The organism is Proteinivorax hydrogeniformans, from assembly GCF_040515995.1.
Classification (GTDB): domain Bacteria; phylum Bacillota; class Proteinivoracia; order Proteinivoracales; family Proteinivoracaceae; genus Proteinivorax; species Proteinivorax hydrogeniformans.
Map to the genome: position 1 here is coordinate 659,178 of NZ_CP159485.1, position 16,092 is coordinate 675,269.

12 protein-coding genes, 1 pseudogene and 2 CRISPR repeat arrays are annotated in these 16,092 nt (G+C 38.2%); of the genes and pseudogenes, 12 read left to right on the forward strand and 1 reads right to left on the reverse strand.

Going from position 1 to position 16,092, the window contains the following annotated elements:
• Position 1: 1 nt before the first annotated feature.
• The 12 genes and pseudogenes from PRVXH_RS03130 to PRVXH_RS03185 all read left to right on the forward strand — a co-directional run bounded on the left by PRVXH_RS03130 (position 2) and on the right by PRVXH_RS03185 (position 15,252).
• Positions 2-1,678, forward strand: coding sequence for a type I-E CRISPR-associated protein Cse1/CasA (locus PRVXH_RS03130; protein ID WP_353893856.1), 1,677 nt, complete (start codon positions 2-4; stop codon positions 1,676-1,678).
• Positions 1,679-1,696: 18 nt separating this feature from the next.
• Entirely contained in the window at positions 1,697-2,308 is a 612-nt protein-coding gene (casB, locus tag PRVXH_RS03135) for a type I-E CRISPR-associated protein Cse2/CasB (protein WP_353893857.1), read from the forward strand.
• Positions 2,301-3,386, forward strand: a complete 1,086-nt coding sequence (gene cas7e / locus PRVXH_RS03140) for a type I-E CRISPR-associated protein Cas7/Cse4/CasC (RefSeq protein WP_353893858.1) — start codon at positions 2,301-2,303, stop codon at positions 3,384-3,386. The genes casB and cas7e overlap by 8 nt, the downstream gene beginning before the upstream one ends.
• A gap of 1 nt (position 3,387) precedes the next feature.
• Positions 3,388-4,107 (forward strand): type I-E CRISPR-associated protein Cas5/CasD, encoded by a 720-nt coding sequence (cas5e, locus tag PRVXH_RS03145; RefSeq protein WP_353893859.1) that lies wholly within the window; start codon positions 3,388-3,390, stop codon positions 4,105-4,107.
• A gap of 1 nt (position 4,108) precedes the next feature.
• On the forward strand, positions 4,109-4,744 hold the full coding sequence (cas6e, locus tag PRVXH_RS03150; RefSeq protein ID WP_353893860.1) for a type I-E CRISPR-associated protein Cas6/Cse3/CasE: 636 nt from the start codon (positions 4,109-4,111) through the stop codon (positions 4,742-4,744).
• A 3-nt stretch (positions 4,745-4,747) separates the two neighbouring features.
• A complete protein-coding gene (cas1e, locus tag PRVXH_RS03155) occupies positions 4,748-5,689 on the forward strand; it encodes a type I-E CRISPR-associated endonuclease Cas1e (protein ID WP_353893861.1) in 942 nt (313 codons plus the stop codon).
• A gap of 2 nt (positions 5,690-5,691) precedes the next feature.
• Positions 5,692-6,603 carry a type I-E CRISPR-associated endoribonuclease Cas2e gene (gene cas2e, locus PRVXH_RS03160; protein ID WP_353893862.1) on the forward strand — a complete coding sequence of 304 codons (912 nt, stop codon included), beginning with the start codon at positions 5,692-5,694 and terminating at the stop codon, positions 6,601-6,603.
• A 14-nt stretch (positions 6,604-6,617) separates the two neighbouring features.
• A CRISPR array of direct repeats spans positions 6,618-9,391; the repeat unit is 28 nt; unit sequence GTCTTTCCCGCGCAAGCGGGGGTGATCC.
• A 133-nt stretch (positions 9,392-9,524) separates the two neighbouring features.
• Positions 9,525-11,033, forward strand: coding sequence for an IS21 family transposase (gene istA / locus PRVXH_RS03165; protein WP_353893863.1), 1,509 nt, complete (start codon positions 9,525-9,527; stop codon positions 11,031-11,033).
• A complete protein-coding gene (istB, locus tag PRVXH_RS03170) occupies positions 11,023-11,748 on the forward strand; it encodes an IS21-like element helper ATPase IstB (RefSeq protein ID WP_353893864.1) in 726 nt (241 codons plus the stop codon). Before istA ends, istB begins: the two co-directional genes overlap by 11 nt.
• Positions 11,749-11,838: 90 nt before the next feature.
• A CRISPR array of direct repeats spans positions 11,839-12,049; the repeat unit is 28 nt; unit sequence GTCTTTCCCGCGCAAGCGGGGGTGATCC.
• Positions 12,050-12,324: 275 nt separating this feature from the next.
• Positions 12,325-12,714: pseudogene (locus tag PRVXH_RS03175) on the forward strand (DUF3427 domain-containing protein); the annotation flags it as partial.
• 504 nt (positions 12,715-13,218) lie between these two features.
• The gene (locus PRVXH_RS03180; protein ID WP_353893865.1) at positions 13,219-14,136 is read left to right on the forward strand and encodes a GNAT family N-acetyltransferase; all 918 of its coding nucleotides are present in this window, start codon (positions 13,219-13,221) and stop codon (positions 14,134-14,136) included.
• 612 nt (positions 14,137-14,748) lie between these two features.
• Positions 14,749-15,252: a CarD family transcriptional regulator gene (locus tag PRVXH_RS03185; RefSeq protein WP_353893866.1), complete on the forward strand. Its 504-nt coding sequence runs from the start codon at positions 14,749-14,751 to the stop codon at positions 15,250-15,252.
• A gap of 125 nt (positions 15,253-15,377) precedes the next feature.
• Here PRVXH_RS03185 and PRVXH_RS03190 read toward each other — a convergent pair whose 3' ends face one another.
• Positions 15,378-16,085, reverse strand: coding sequence for a 4Fe-4S binding protein (locus PRVXH_RS03190; RefSeq protein ID WP_353893867.1), 708 nt, complete (start codon positions 16,083-16,085; stop codon positions 15,378-15,380).
• Positions 16,086-16,092 lie beyond the last annotated feature (7 nt).

The window sequence follows — 16,092 nt, forward strand, 5'->3', positions numbered from 1 at the left end:
AATGGGAAAGTTTAACTTGATTGAAGAACCTTGGATATCTGTTTTAACGGATGAAAAAGGGACTACAAAAGAAGTTTCTCTAATCGATTTATTTCAAAACGCCGGGCGATATAAAGACTTAGCTGGTGATTCGCCAACTCAGAACTTTGCGATTCTCCGATTGTTACTAGCGATCTTGCATACCGTGTTTTCTAGATTTGATGCAGATGGTCAGCCCTATCATTATTTTGAAATAGATGATCGTTTGCGGCAAATTTCCACTATAGATGAAGAGGATGTAGAAGATTATTCGGAAGATTTATACAGAACTTGGAATGAAATGTGGCAAAACAAAGAATTTAAAGATATCATTTATCAATATTTAAATACTTGGCATGATCGCTTTTATCTGTTTGATGATAAATTTCCATTTTATCAAGTAACAGAAGCAGTCATTGCACCAGATAAAATTAGTAAAAAAAAGGCAAGTTCCGTTTCCGGCAAAACGATAAACCGCTTAGTTTCAGAAAGTGGAAATAAAATAGCTTTATTTTCACCTAAGCATGGTTCAAACAAAGAGATATTGACTGCACCTGAGATTGCCCGTTGGTTGGTAACTTTTCAGGGATATTCGGGGTTGTCAGATAAAGTGATCTTCGGAAAAGAAAAATATAGAGCTTCTAAAGGATGGTTGTTTGATATTGGAGGAGTCTTTTTAAAAGGCAACAATTTATTTGAAACCTTATTATTAAATCTTGTACTTGTCCATCCTAAAAGCGAACACATAGAATATAAACAAAAACCATGTTGGGAATACAGCAGTCAAGAAATAGTTGATCGCTCCTTTTCAATTAACAAGGTAAATAATATTGCTGAATTATATACAAATTGGAGCAGAGCAATCTATATCGACCTTGAAACAGATATAAGCAAAGCTTTTTCTTTTAATATTGTAAAGTTGCCTGATATCGAACACCAGGATCAGTTTTTAGAACCGATGACCATTTGGCGCTACAACAAAAGTGGTGAAAACAAGGGCAAACATACACCAAGAAAACATCAAGCGGGACAGTCCATGTGGAGATCTTTTGGGTTAATTACCCTACCGAATTCCTACGAAGAAGATCAAGAACGTCCAAGCATTATGAATTGGATAGATAATATCAGCGAGAGCATAAATAACTTTGATATAACTATAGAATCTGTCAGCATGAAAGATGATGGAAATGCAACATCCTGGGTGCCTGTAGATGAAATTTACGATTCTTTAAAAATCAATGACTTATTAATAACTGATTCAGCAGATGATGGCTGGTTAATACGAATTAATGAAGCGGTTGACCGTACAAAAGAGGTTGTTGGGGAGACTTATCGAAGGTTTTTGGTAGATGTTCGAAATATTAGAAAGCTTGATTCAAATCATCAGTTTGTTAATAGGGGGGTGGAAGATTTATACTATGCAATTGATCAACCGTTTAGGGAATGGCTTTCTTCAATAAAGCCGGCTGATTCTAAAAGAGAGAAAATTTCTCAATGGTACAACTCTCTAGATCAAATAGTGGATGACCACGCGGAAAAGGTTTTGGAAAATGCAACATACAGAGATTATATAGGCATAAAATCTGAAGATCAAAAAAACAACGGGGCAAATATTATTACAGCATACAATAAATTTAAATATTTTTTAAATAAACAATAGAAGAAAAGGAGGATTCCAATGAAAGAGCACGTTTTAGACAAAGACAATGTTTTTACCGTTACTGGAAGAATACTTGGGCGGTTAGAAGAAATTCGTGATTATAGCTCTGGTAAAGCCGCCTTAGCTAATTTGCGAAATTCTATAGGTCGGCCACTCAGTGAAACGATTGATGTATGGCCGATCGTATTTGAACAAATGCCAGAGCATTTTTTGAGTAAAAATGGTAAGTTGACTAGCGAAGAAAAAGCGATTTTAACGACCTTGCAAATTTATGCCTTACATCAGCAAGGACAAAGTGTAAATGTCAATAAAAGAAGTGAAAAAGAAAAGTGGAACAATATCGGCATATCATTAAAAGCATTAAGAAATGGAGAAGACACCATAGCTATCGATAGCAGATTCAATACAATGATAACATCCACTACTTTTGAAGAATTAATTCATCATCTTAGACAACTTGTTAGAATTTTAAAAGCCAAAAAACAAAATGAAAAAATAGTTTATGCAAGATTAGCAAATGACTTATATTGGTACTTAAGAAATCAAGAGGAAAATGTGCGTTTAAGTTGGGCAAAAGCCTATTATAGTAAATTAGAAAATACAGAAAAAGGAGATGTGAGTAATGACTAATCAACGTTTATTTTTAGATATTCATGCCATTCAAACAGTGCCGCCTTCAAATATTAATCGGGATGACACTGGAAGTCCTAAAACTGCTCAATATGGAGGCGTACGTAGGGCACGAGTAAGTTCGCAATCGTGGAAAAGGGCTATGCGCACTTATTTTCATGAGAATAGTGCGGAAACCAATGTCGGTATTCGAACTTTGGAAATAGTAAAATATGTCGCAGAAAAAATCCAAGCAATTGATTCTTCTATGGATAATGAGGAGGCTATGAACCTAGCTGAAAAAGTTTTGAATGCAGCCAAAATTAAGACAAAAGACCACCGAGCTAAGGCTCTGTTCTTCCTTGGGGACACGCAGGCTAAAAAATTAGCAGAAGCTGCTATCAATGGAAATGAAGATAAAAAAGAGTTGCAACAAATTCTAAAAGATAATCCAGCAGTTGATATTGCTTTATTTGGGAGAATGGTAGCAGACGATCCTACATTAAATGAAGATGCTTCTTCTCAGATTGCTCATGCGATTTCTACACACGCAGTTCAAACTGAATTTGATTTTTATACAGCATTAGACGATTTAGCACCGGAGGATAATGCGGGAGCAGGGATGTTAGGCACACTAGAATTCAACTCTTCAACATTGTATCGTTATGGGAACGTAGCTGTTCATGAATTGATAAAACAACTCGATAGTAAAGAGGCTGCTTTGAATACCTTAAAATTATTTATAGAATCCTTCTCTAATTCACTGCCAACTGGGAAGGTAAACTCTTATGCTAACCAAACCTTACCCCAAGCTTTAGTAGTGAGCCTGCGGACTGATCGACCAGTTAACTTAATAACTGCTTTTGAAAAACCGGTGAATTCCTCATATGGAAACGTCTCAGAGTCGATTAAAAAGCTATTTGATGAACTAAGGAAAGTTGAAAAATTTGTAGACAAACCGGAATTTACACTCTACATTACAGTAGATGAGTTTGACAAGTTATCAGAAGACGGCCTCGAAAAAGAGAGTTTAAGGGATCTACTAGAGAGCTTTGCTGTTAGAGTAAACAAACTATTTAATGATGAACAGGATGAGTAATATGAAAACCATTTTATTGAAGTTTTCTGGGCCATTGCAGTCATGGGGAACAACTTCCCACTTTGAGACAAGACAAACGGATCGCTACCCTTCAAAAAGTGCTGTTATAGGGATGATTGCAGCAAGTTTAGGGTATCGTCGAGAGGAAACTCAAAACATTCAAAAATTAAATGATTTAAACTTTGGTGTACGTATTGATCAAACTGGAGTATCTATACAGGACTATCAAATAGCAAAAAAATACAAAAAAAACGGTGAACTAGAGCGTACTTATGTAACAAATCGTTATTATTTAGAAGATGCTGTATTTGTTGTTGCAGTTGGACATAAAAATCATCAATTTATGAACATGATAGAGGAAGGTTTGAAGCGTCCCTATTTTCAACAATTTTTGGGGAGAAGATCTGCACCTTTAGCAGCAGACTTCTTTTTAGGGAGTACCAAAACTGACATAGAGGAGAGCCTAAAAAAAATAGATTGGCAAGCGGCAAACTGGTATCAAAGATCAAATTCAAGCACCCTGACAGCTTATGTAGATTCCGACTTATTAACAGAAGGGGCCACTCGAACGCGGCATGATAGAGTTAAATCATTTTCTCAAAGAAACCGTGAGTTTGGTTATAGAGGAGAAAGGAGAATTGAAATATCTGTCAACACAAATAATGAAACGAGTTTAGATAATGTGGAAGAACACAACGCCTTTGACTCGATAGGAGGTTAACATGTATTTATCTCGGGTAGAAATAGATACGAATAATCGTCGGAAAATACGAGACTTGACACATTTGGGAGCCTATCATAATTGGGTGGAAAAAAGCTTTCCAAATGAAATTTCCACTGAAATCAGATCTAGAAAGTTGTGGCGAATCGATCAATTACGTGGAAAACGGTATTTATTAATTGTAAGTGAAGACAAGCCTGATCTACATTTATTAGAAACATATGGTATTGAAGATAGCGCTCGCACAAAACCATATGATAGTTTCTTAAACAATTTGGAAAATGGTATGAAAGCGCGATTTAAGACAACCCTCAATCCAACCATTTCATTGTCTAATGGTTCAAATAAGAGAGGTCGTGTCTTGCCATGCATATCAGAACAGGATCAAATAAATTATTTACTAGCACGAGGAGAAAAAAATGGGTTTATTTTAGATGAAGGAGATTTCTATATTTCAGAGAGAAGTTTTGAAATTTTGAAAAAATCACATAAAAAAAGCCTACGGTTAAGTAAGGCGACATATGAAGGTGTACTGACAATTGGCGATGTGGAGATTTTTAGAAATACATTAACAAAGGGGTTTGGCAAGAAAAAAGCATATGGATTTGGCATGATGACTGTTATTCCAGAGGTGTAGCCTATGAAAAAGCAAAGTGGAGCTAAAAAGGCAGTACTTAACGAGTTACCAAGAATAGGGGATCGAGTAACTTTTATTTACGTTGAACATGCAAAGGTTAATCGACAGGACAGTGCAATTACTGTTGCTGATAGTCGTGGCTTTATCCGCATTCCAGCTGCCATGGTAGGCGTACTTCTTTTAGGTCCTGGAACGGATATTACCCATCGAGCAGTAGAATTGATTGGGGATATGGGAACAAGTATAGTATGGGTTGGCGAACGAGGTGTTAGACATTATGCTCATGGGAGAGCCCTTGCTCATTCTAGTAAATTATTAGTAAAACAAGCTAAATTAGTGTCTAATACACGGTTAAGACTTGATGTCGCTAGAAAAATGTACCAAATGCGATTTCCTAATGAGGACGTATCAAGTCTGACTATGCAACAGTTGCGAGGGCGAGAAGGTGCTAGGATAAGAAAAATTTATCGCACTCAATCTAAACTTCATAATGTAAAATGGGATAAAAGAGAGTATGACCCTGATGACTTTGAATCAGGGTCACCAGTTAATCAAGCATTATCAGCGGCTCATGTTTCCTTATATGGATTAGTTTATAGCGTTATAGTAGCTTTAGGCATGTCAGCTGGTCTTGGTTATATACATACCGGACACGACTTGTCATTTGTCTATGATGTAGCAGACCTTTACAAGGCTGACATTACCATACCTATTGCTTTTGAAGTGGCAGCAACTTCTCAACCAGATGATGATATTGGGCGGAAAACTCGATTAAGAGTCCGTGATGCTTTTGTCGATGGGAAAATTATAAAAACTATAGTTAAGGATTTGCAACATCTTATGGATGTAAAGGTTGATGAAGAGATAACAATAGATACCATTAATCTATGGGATGATAAAGAAGAACTTGTTAAACATGGAGTTAGTTATAAAGAGGTGACTTAACGATGCCACTTACTGTAATCACTTTGAAAAAGGTTCCGCCTTCACTTCGGGGTGACTTAAGCAAATGGATGCAAGAGATTGCAACCGGTGTTTATGTAGGAAACTTTAATACGAAAATTCGCGCACAACTTTGGGATCGAGTTGTACAAAGTTCTAGTACTGGTGAAGCCACAATGAGCTATGCTATTCAAAATGAAATAGGGTATCATTTTGAAACGATAAATGCTCAGCGACGAGTTGTTGAATATGATGGCATCCCATTAGTAGCATTACCTAAAATAAACCAACTTATAGAAGAAACTGAACGTAAGAAGGGGTATAGTAATGCAGCAAAATTTAGGAAAGCAAAGAAATTTGCTCCAAAAGCAAAGGGTCCAATAGAAAGTCTTAATTATGTAGTAATTGATATAGAGACAGATGGCTTGAAATATAAAGAAAATCAAATCATTGAAATTGGGGCAGTTAAGGCTGAAGGTGATAAAATTTCGCACTTTCAGCGGCTGATCAAATACGAAAAAAATATACCAGCAGAAATTACCGAACTTACCGGCATAACTCAGAAGTTGTTAGAAAAAGAAGGTATATCAATGGAGCGAGCATTAAAGGAATTTATTGATTTTATAGAGGACTTCGATTTAGTTGGATTTGAAGTAGATTTTGATCTTCGCTTTTTAAATAGGACATTAAGTGAATCAAACATGCAAATTCTAACTAATAAGGTTTTTGATTTGAATAAGTTTGTCAAAAGAGAAAAAATTAATCTTAAAAACTATAAACTAGATACTGTTTTGTCAGCTTATAAAATAAGGGATAGAGTGCCTCACAGAGCTTTAGCAGATGCCAAACTTATTTATCAATTATCGACCAAAGTGAACAAGTTTTTAAAAAAGATAAATAAAGAATACCATTATTAAAGGGATCTTTAAGTGTCTTTCCCGCGCAAGCGGGGGTGATCCTTTTAAACCAAAGGGAAAGGAGGTTTTAGAATGGTCTTTCCCGCGCAAGCGGGGGTGATCCTAAATTTCCACTGCTATTATCAATATAATATAAGTCTTTCCCGCGCAAGCGGGGGTGATCCCCTGGTAATTCTTTTTCCCACTTTTCAGGGTTTGTCTTTCCCGCGCAAGCGGGGGTGATCCTGGAAGTATTAAAGTAAAATAGGAATTTTAAACGTCTTTCCCGCGCAAGCGGGGGTGATCCTAGTATTCAATGACAAGAAGCAAACGTTTAAGGGTCTTTCCCGCGCAAGCGGGGGTGATCCTGAGCTAATGACAAAGGTAGAAGCTATTATGGAGTCTTTCCCGCGCAAGCGGGGGTGATCCCAAGTGATACAAAGTTAATTGACAAAATTAATAGTCTTTCCCGCGCAAGCGGGGGTGATCCTAATTCAGGTGTGGAAAAAAGTAGAATATTTCCGTCTTTCCCGCGCAAGCGGGGGTGATCCTTCGCTGATTGTTAGCATTCTTTACCACTCCTTGTCTTTCCCGCGCAAGCGGGGGTGATCCATAGAGTCTGTTATCAAAAGTAACATTACATAGAGTCTTTCCCGCGCAAGCGGGGGTGATCCCATCAAACCAATCACGTCCAAACTCAGATAATCGTCTTTCCCGCGCAAGCGGGGGTGATCCCGTTCCAGCTTTAACCTTACCATTTTCCCATTGGTCTTTCCCGCGCAAGCGGGGGTGATCCCATTCCCGAAAATCAAAAAAATCATGTAGCGGAGTCTTTCCCGCGCAAGCGGGGGTGATCCCTTTTGTAAGTCATCTGTATTAACTACGAACATGTCTTTCCCGCGCAAGCGGGGGTGATCCTACGTATGAAAAGAATGATTAATGCACCATGGGGTCTTTCCCGCGCAAGCGGGGGTGATCCCACTTTCTATATCATCTTCTTTTCTTACTTGCAGTCTTTCCCGCGCAAGCGGGGGTGATCCTCACTGCTTGGTTTGCTTTTACAACCGGAGAGTGTCTTTCCCGCGCAAGCGGGGGTGATCCTCTAAACCTAAAGTTTTTCCCCTTGTAAACCTTGTCTTTCCCGCGCAAGCGGGGGTGATCCTGTTTTCAACAGTTTCTCTAGCTACTTTAATTAGTCTTTCCCGCGCAAGCGGGGGTGATCCTCAAATGAGTTTTGGATTTTTTATTAACAAGGAGTCTTTCCCGCGCAAGCGGGGGTGATCCTTAAGAAACGCCTAAACGAATGGGAACAAAGAAGTCTTTCCCGCGCAAGCGGGGGTGATCCTACATGGAAGAATTATAGACGAACATGCAGTTAGTCTTTCCCGCGCAAGCGGGGGTGATCCTTGTTACATTATGCGAAAGTTCCAAAGTTCCATGTCTTTCCCGCGCAAGCGGGGGTGATCCTAGGAGGCTAACAAATGAGATATGTAATGTTAGGTCTTTCCCGCGCAAGCGGGGGTGATCCCTCGCCCAATTAGGCACATTGTCAGGAGCGTAAGTCTTTCCCGCGCAAGCGGGGGTGATCCCAACATATCCGAACGTGTAGGATGGCAAGAGCGGTCTTTCCCGCGCAAGCGGGGGTGATCCCACCCCATATAATTTTAAACGTTGTTTCGATTGGTCTTTCCCGCGCAAGCGGGGGTGATCCTTAAGATAATAAAACATATACTATAACAAAGGAGTCTTTCCCGCGCAAGCGGGGGTGATCCTCTTTTTCCCTCAACATCTCGCATAAATACCACGTCTTTCCCGCGCAAGCGGGGGTGATCCCTCCCATAGGCTCATACCATGTGCTTCCTCTGTGTCTTTCCCGCGCAAGCGGGGGTGATCCCTAGCAACAGGAACAAACCGAGTGCCTGAAGATGTCTTTCCCGCGCAAGCGGGGGTGATCCTATCACTATACGCTGCTAGAACGCCATGAATGGGTCTTTCCCGCGCAAGCGGGGGTGATCCTTGGTAACGGCACAGAAGAGTTAGAAGAAATGCGTCTTTCCCGCGCAAGCGGGGGTGATCCTACTTTGCAGGGATTAACAAATTAGAGGACTTAGTCTTTCCCGCGCAAGCGGGGGTGATCCTAAGATTTTCGGTCTTTTCTTCAATTTCAAAACGTCTTTCCCGCGCAAGCGGGGGTGATCCCATGTTCAATCTGCCACTTCCTTTACATCAAAAGTCTTTCCCGCGCAAGCGGGGGTGATCCTCCATAAAAGAGCTTCCCTTGTATGTTCTACCAGTCTTTCCCGCGCAAGCGGGGGTGATCCTAGTATCAAAAAAGGTAAGGCGGGCGAAAGAGAGTCTTTCCCGCGCAAGCGGGGGTGATCCTCCACTTTGTGAAGTTTCCATGATCACTTACAAGTCTTTCCCGCGCAAGCGGGGGTGATCCTAACTGAAGATGGAGTGGAATTAAAGGTAAAAAGTCTTTCCCGCGCAAGCGGGGGTGATCCTAAAAGGCTTGTTTACTCTTTTAAAGGTTGGAGGTCTTTCCCGCGCAAGCGGGGGTGATCCCTTGTTCAGCAAGGTTTACACCTCCTTATGTGAGTCTTTCCCGCGCAAGCGGGGGTGATCCTAACGGACAATATTACCTTGTAGAGAACGAAAGGTCTTTCCCGCGCAAGCGGGGGTGATCCTAAAAAAAAGAGTACGGACATCGCTGAAAAGGCGTCTTTCCCGCGCAAGCGGGGGTGATCCTAGTTGAGAACACCGTTATTCCAGCACTCGAAAGTCTTTCCCGCGCAAGCGGGGGTGATCCTAGAGCAGGAAATAAGTGTTTATGGTAAAGTAAAAATACAATAAATGGCCGTCAAAAATACAAAAAGTAATTGCCAGTACAATCCAATCAATATATCCTTTTAAGTGACCACAACTTAAAAGGGGGAAAGGATGTGCTGACAATTACTCAATTAAATTATATACGAAAAATGTATTTTGAGAAAGGCCTAAGTTATTCTGAAATAGAACGACGTACGGGTCATAATTATCGCACAATTAAAAAGTACTTAGAAAAAGAAGATTTTAATGTAAAGCCTAAGAAAAAATCCGGTCCAACAAAATCGGACTTGATCAGACCCTATGTCAGAGAAATACTAGAAGAAGATAAGGATAAAAAGAAGAAATATCGACATACTGCCAAGAAAATACATGAGAGATTAAAGGTAGAACGTCCTGATAAGTGTCTGATTTCTGAGCGGACAATGCGAACTTTAGTAAAAGAAGAAAAGCAAAAGGTCTACAACACTGACGATTGTCATCTTGGTCTAGATCACCCTGGTGGAGAGGCTCAAGTTGATTTTGGAGAAATATATATTGTCGAAAATGGCACTAAGAAAAAAGCCCATGAGTTAGTACTTTCCTTCCCTAAAAGCAATGCTGGGTTTTGCCAAGTTACTCGTAGTGAGACCATGGAGGCTTTATGTGAAGCTTTGATTAACATATTCAAATATATTAGCTTCACTCCAAACAAAATATGGTTTGACCAAATGGCAGCTGCTTGTATTAGAAAAAAAGACTCTAAAGGGCAGCCAGTTATGACAGAGAGATTTGCACGACTAGCCCTCCATTATGGCTTTGAACCACTGTTTTGCAACCCTGATAGTGGCAACGAAAAGAGTAATGTTGTAAAAAAAGTAGGTTACTTTCGAAAAAACCTTTTTGTGCCAGAACCAGAAATCAGTGACTTAGAAAAGTACAATTTTGACCTGCTTAATCGATGTTTCGAGGATAATCAGAGAAGTCATTACAAAGAACCAGGGACAATAAATGAGATATTTATAAAAGAGACTGAGCTTATGAAGACCACAACTAAGATAGACTTTGACTATGGGAGATTTGAAAAGAGAAGGGTCAATAAACTAGGGTATATAATTAATGATCATTGCTCCTACTCTGTTTCGCCTAAGTATGTAGGCAGTTATGTATGGGTAAAAATTCTTGCTAACGAGTTGGTGATTTATGATAAAGACTATCGTGAGATAACAAGGCATAACAGGCTTTTTGAAAAGGGCAAAAAATCTACACATTGGATGGACTTTATCGACGTTATCGCAGCAAGACCAAGAGCATTAAAATATTCAGGGTTTTACTCTTTACTTCCGGATAATTGGAAGTCATATACAAATGAAATGGATAATGAGGATTTAAAACAAAGTCTAAAGTTTTTAAAAATGTGCTTACTTGAAAAAGATATGGCATTTGCGGAGAAGGTTTTAGCTGAAAACATAAGGAAATCTGTTAAAGAAACTGCTGCTTTATGGACAACTTACTACCGTCTTACAGAGGATGTCTCCGTTTACCACCAAAATCATTCACCCCCTGCTTTACCTCGCCTCCCAGACTATGACATCAGTGCAGAATCCTACAACTCACTTATGGGAGGAATGAGAGATGATAGATAAAATTAAATTTTACCAAAAAAAACTGAGCATATCCAATTCGCTAATGGATATATGTGACGGACTTGAGTTTAGATCTAAAGAACAATTTTTAATGGATTTACTTGAAGAGCTGTATAAAGAAAGATTAGAAAGAAGCCGAGAAAGGAAATTGAAAGCTGCTAAATTTCCAGTAGTAAAAACCTTAAATGGCTATGACTTTACAGATATTATTTTCCCTGAAAAGCTAACAATAGAACAGTTAAAAGGACTTAACTTTATTGAAAACAAGGAGAATCTAATCTTTTATGGTGGACCTGGCGCTGGTAAAACGCATTTAGGTATTGCTCTTGGAACCATGGCAATCAATACTCAGAAGTCTGTTCTGTTTTACACAGTACACTCCCTGATTAACGAATTAGTGAAGGCTAAAGAAGAACATTCTCATGAAAAGTTAATGAAGAAGATAGAAAAAGCTGACTTATTAATATTAGACGAATGGGGCTATTTGCCTCTACATCAAGAGGGAGCTAGGCTTTTATTTGAAGTTATCAGTCTTTGCTATGAACGAAAAAGCATCATAATTACTACTAATATGGAGTTTAACCACTGGAAAAATTTCTTGTTTGACGAGAAGTTAACAGTAGCAATAATTGACCGATTAGTTCATCATTCACACTTATTATTTTTCGATAGAGAAAGCCACAGAAAGAAGCATGCGTTAATGAAGCAAGGTTAAAATTAACAACCGGATTGTACTTGCATTTTTCTTGGCCATTTTTTGTATTTTCCTATTGCCAAAAACAAATAAGAAAAGGCGAAGCATCGGGTCTTTCCCGCGCAAGCGGGGGTGATCCTATGGGTAACCCCTAGAAAAACAACTTATTTTTGTCTTTCCCGCGCAAGCGGGGGTGATCCCTGGCAACCCCTATGTAAGAGCTGCCACGATTAGTCTTTCCCGCGCAAGCGGGGGTGATCCTCAGGAGATTATCCAAAACCTAAGCAGGTTTAAGTCTTTCCCGCGCAAGCGGGGGTGCTCCATTTTTCTTGGCCATTTTTTGTATTTTCTTATTGCCAAAAACACTTTTTTAAGTAGTTATCTCCGATTTAACCAAGAAATAAAGGAGATTAATGTCTTAAGGAGAATGATACATTAACAACTGGGGGATGGTTATGTTAAAGCAAGGTATTTATGAAGAAATAATTAACGATAAGCTAAAGCAGAACATCCAGGGTTTATCAACTGAAGTGTATCATATAGGCAAGGAAGGTGCTGTCTTTTTACATATCTGAATACAACGAAGATGCAAACCCAGCTTTTAGAGAAGGGGTAAAGCATTTTAAGGATAAAAATTTAGATATTTTCTTTATTACTTTAAATAAATCGGAAAAGGATTTTTCACCTTCAACTCTCTATGAGGACTATGCCATAAATGAAAAGCTCTTCCACTGGCAAAGTCAAAGTCAGCTATCAGAAGAGAGCAAAACTGCTCAAAGGTATATACAGCACAATAAAACAGGTCATAAGATAGCATTATTTATCAGAGAGTATAAAAAGGAGAGCGGACATACTGCACCCTTTATGTTTTTGGGGACATGTAGTTACGTTAGACATTATGGAAAGCGGCCAATAAACTTTATTTGGAGGCTAAAGCATGAATTGCCACCTATGTTAGTTCCAAAGGCAAATAAGAGTGTGTTGTAATTAAGTTTTAGATATGCGTTTAGCTTGATAACAATGGGGGTTATTTGCTGACTCTCTACCATGGAAATGTGAGATAGACCGCTAATACTTTACGTATACGACCAAGGGACACTGTCCCCCTTCTGTCCTGATTAGTCCCCATTGCTATAAATTAACAAATTGTTAAATCTACAAAAGCATATTGTCTTAGATTGGTAAGTTAGTTATAATATTTTTAGATACTTAAGGGGTGGAGAAAAATGATAATTACTACTTGCTAATCCAACTATCAACTGGATAATTTGTACAAAGGTGGTACACCTAAATAGGGTCTGTACTTCTATTTGTTATGCAAGTAGAGTATTATAGGATAAAATCATTTTCAACTTTGTGGTATTTATTTACATATTATCAAGTGATTTTTAAACTGTAATTAACTTTAATTACAGTTTTTCTATTTATATGTAGCTACTTAGATAGGGCCTTTGTACGTGTTTTAAAGATAAACCGTCAGGGGGAATACAAATGAACAATATAAAATTTAGAAACTATGTAAATAACGAGCGATTTGGCAGTGACTATCATAAAGTGGTGGAATTTCTTAAACGTGTTAATAAGGAAGAAGTAGTGAGACCTAATTATCAATGGTCTAGATGGACATGGTTTATAAGTCGTCCATTAGATAATGAAAGCTCCAAAAATCTCATTGGGCTTTGGGAAGACGATGGAAATGTGGTTGCTTTGGCCACTTTTGAATTATCCTTTGGAAATGTTTATGTGACAGTGGATAAAAATTACAAATTCTTGTTACAAGATATTATTTCATACAGCAAAGATAAACTCTCCAATAACGGAGCACTAAAAATCATAATTAATGATCATGATAAAGAATTTCAAAGGGTGGCAGCAAAAAATGGCTTCAGACCTACTCAGAACAAACAGTGTGTTGCAAGACTTGAGATAACAGATGATATGAGCTATGAGCTCCCAGAAGGATTTACGGTAACTAGTATGGCAGACAACTGGGATTTCCACCAGTACAACAATGTTATGTGGCGTGGATTTGGTTCTAAAGGAGAACCAGATCAAAGCACTGAGATGATTAAGTGGAGAAAAACCATGTTAAGTAGTCCCCATCTAACACCTGAGATAACAGTAGCTGTAGCTGCTCCAAATGGCAATTACGCTTCCCATTGTGGACTTTGGTACCATCCAGAAGAAAAGTATGCAAATGTGGAGCCAGTAGCAACAGATCCAGATTATCGTAAAATGGGTCTTGCTAAGGCTGCTATATATGAATCAGTTTTAAGGGCAGCAAAATTAGGCGCAAAAGAAGTATACGTAGTATCATCTCAACAATTTTATTACAATATAGGTTTTAGACCCTACTGTACAGAAACATGGTGGGAATTAGAGGTGGAATCTTGTAAAAGTGATGCGTAAAGGAAAAAACCAAAATAAAATGGGACAAAGTTCCTGTCCCCTTGTCTCTGTTTTGGAAAGCGGCCAATAAGCTTTATTTGGAGGCTAAAGCATGAATTGCCACCTATGTTAGTTCCAAAGGCAAATAAGAGTGTGTTATAATTAACTCTTAGACGTACGTTTAGCTTGATAACAATGGGGGTTATTTGCTGACTCTCAACTATGGAAATGTGAGATAGACCGCTAATAGTTTGCGTCTAAATTTATGATAAGGGGCGAGGGTGTGAATTTGGTAAGTTAGTATAATATTTTTAACATCTTTAAGGGGTGGGGAAAATAATAATTACTATTTGCCAATCCAACTATCAATTGGATAATTTGTACAAAGGTGGTACGCTTAAATAGGGTCTGTACTTCTAGTTGTTCTGCAAGTAGAGTTTTTATAGATTAAATCATTTTCAGCTTTGTGGTATTTATTTACATATTATCAAATGATTTTTAAACTGTAATTAACTTTAAGGTAGGTACCAGGCATGCACGGTGCATGATGAACAGAGGAATTGGGCAAAATATAAAAATTGAAATATACTTTTAGCGAAATAAACTATTTTTTCTAAGCAAAGGAGAATACTTATGTTTAAAATTAATGACCACGTTGTATACCAGTCTTCTGGTGTGTATAAAATTGTAGATATTAGAAAGGAAAAGGATTTTAATAAAAATGATACAGAATATTATGTTATGGAACCGGTATTTAACAACAACTTGACTACAAAAATACCTGTCAATAATAAAAAAGTTATGATGAGAAACGTCATTACAAAGGATGAAGCCTTGGCCTTAATCACATCTATGCCAGAAGAGGAAACAGTTTGGCTAAATAATAATAGAGAAAGAAGTGGAAATTTTAAAGAAGCACTTAAATCAGGAAAAACTGAGGAATGGGCGAGAATTATTAAGACGATATATCTACACAAGCAAGAAAGAAATGAACTTGGAAAAACGATAATGAAGTCCGACGAAGATGCCATGGAAAATGCTGAAAAAATTCTAAACCAAGAGCTAGCAGTAGCTTTGAATATCTTGCCAGAAGAGGTGCCTGCTTTCATAAAAGAGCGACTAAAGGATACAGACTAATCCACCAAATGGTATTAAATAAATATAATCCTAAGCTGAAAAAAGCTTAGGATTTTTTCCCTTCAGGACCATGGTAACAAGGGACTGAAATATACTTATTTAGCTTTAGCCCTCAAGTGTTTATCTTAGAAGTCTATAATTTTACCGTCCGTTGAAATTGTAACAATCTGCCAAGGAATGAGTTTTTCGCTATTTTTAAGTGCTGTTTTAACTTCACTTTCAATTCCGCCACAGCAAGGGACTACCATTTTTGCTACAGTTATGGATTTTATATTATTAGATCTAAGGATAGTAGTAATTTTTTCGCTGTAATCTCCTTCATCAAGCTTTGGACAGCCAATTAGTGTTATTTTGTTTTTCATGAATTTCTTATGGAAATTGCCATATGCAAATGCTGTACAATCTGCGGCAATCAAAAGGTGAGCATCCTCAAAATAAGGAGCGTTTGGTGGAACAAGTTTGATTTGTACTGGCCACTGATTTAATTGGTTTTGTACTAAAGTAGAATCTTCCTCTTTAGTTTCACTAATACTTCCACGCTTAAGAGTTTTAGAGTGAGTACCTGGACAGCCACAGGCTAAGTTTTCTGATCGTTTGTTTTCATCTTTTTTCTTTGTAGTATCTTCAGCAAATGCTGATGCTTCCCTTTCCTCAAAACTTATAGCATTGGTTGGGCAGACCGGTAAGCAGTTTCCTAGCCCATCACAATAATCATCACGAAGCAGTTTGGCCTTTCCGTCTACCATGCCGATTGCCCCTTCTTGACAGGCTGAGACACATTGCTTGCAGCCTATACATTTATCTTCATCTATTTTAATTATTTGTCTTGTCATTTTAAAA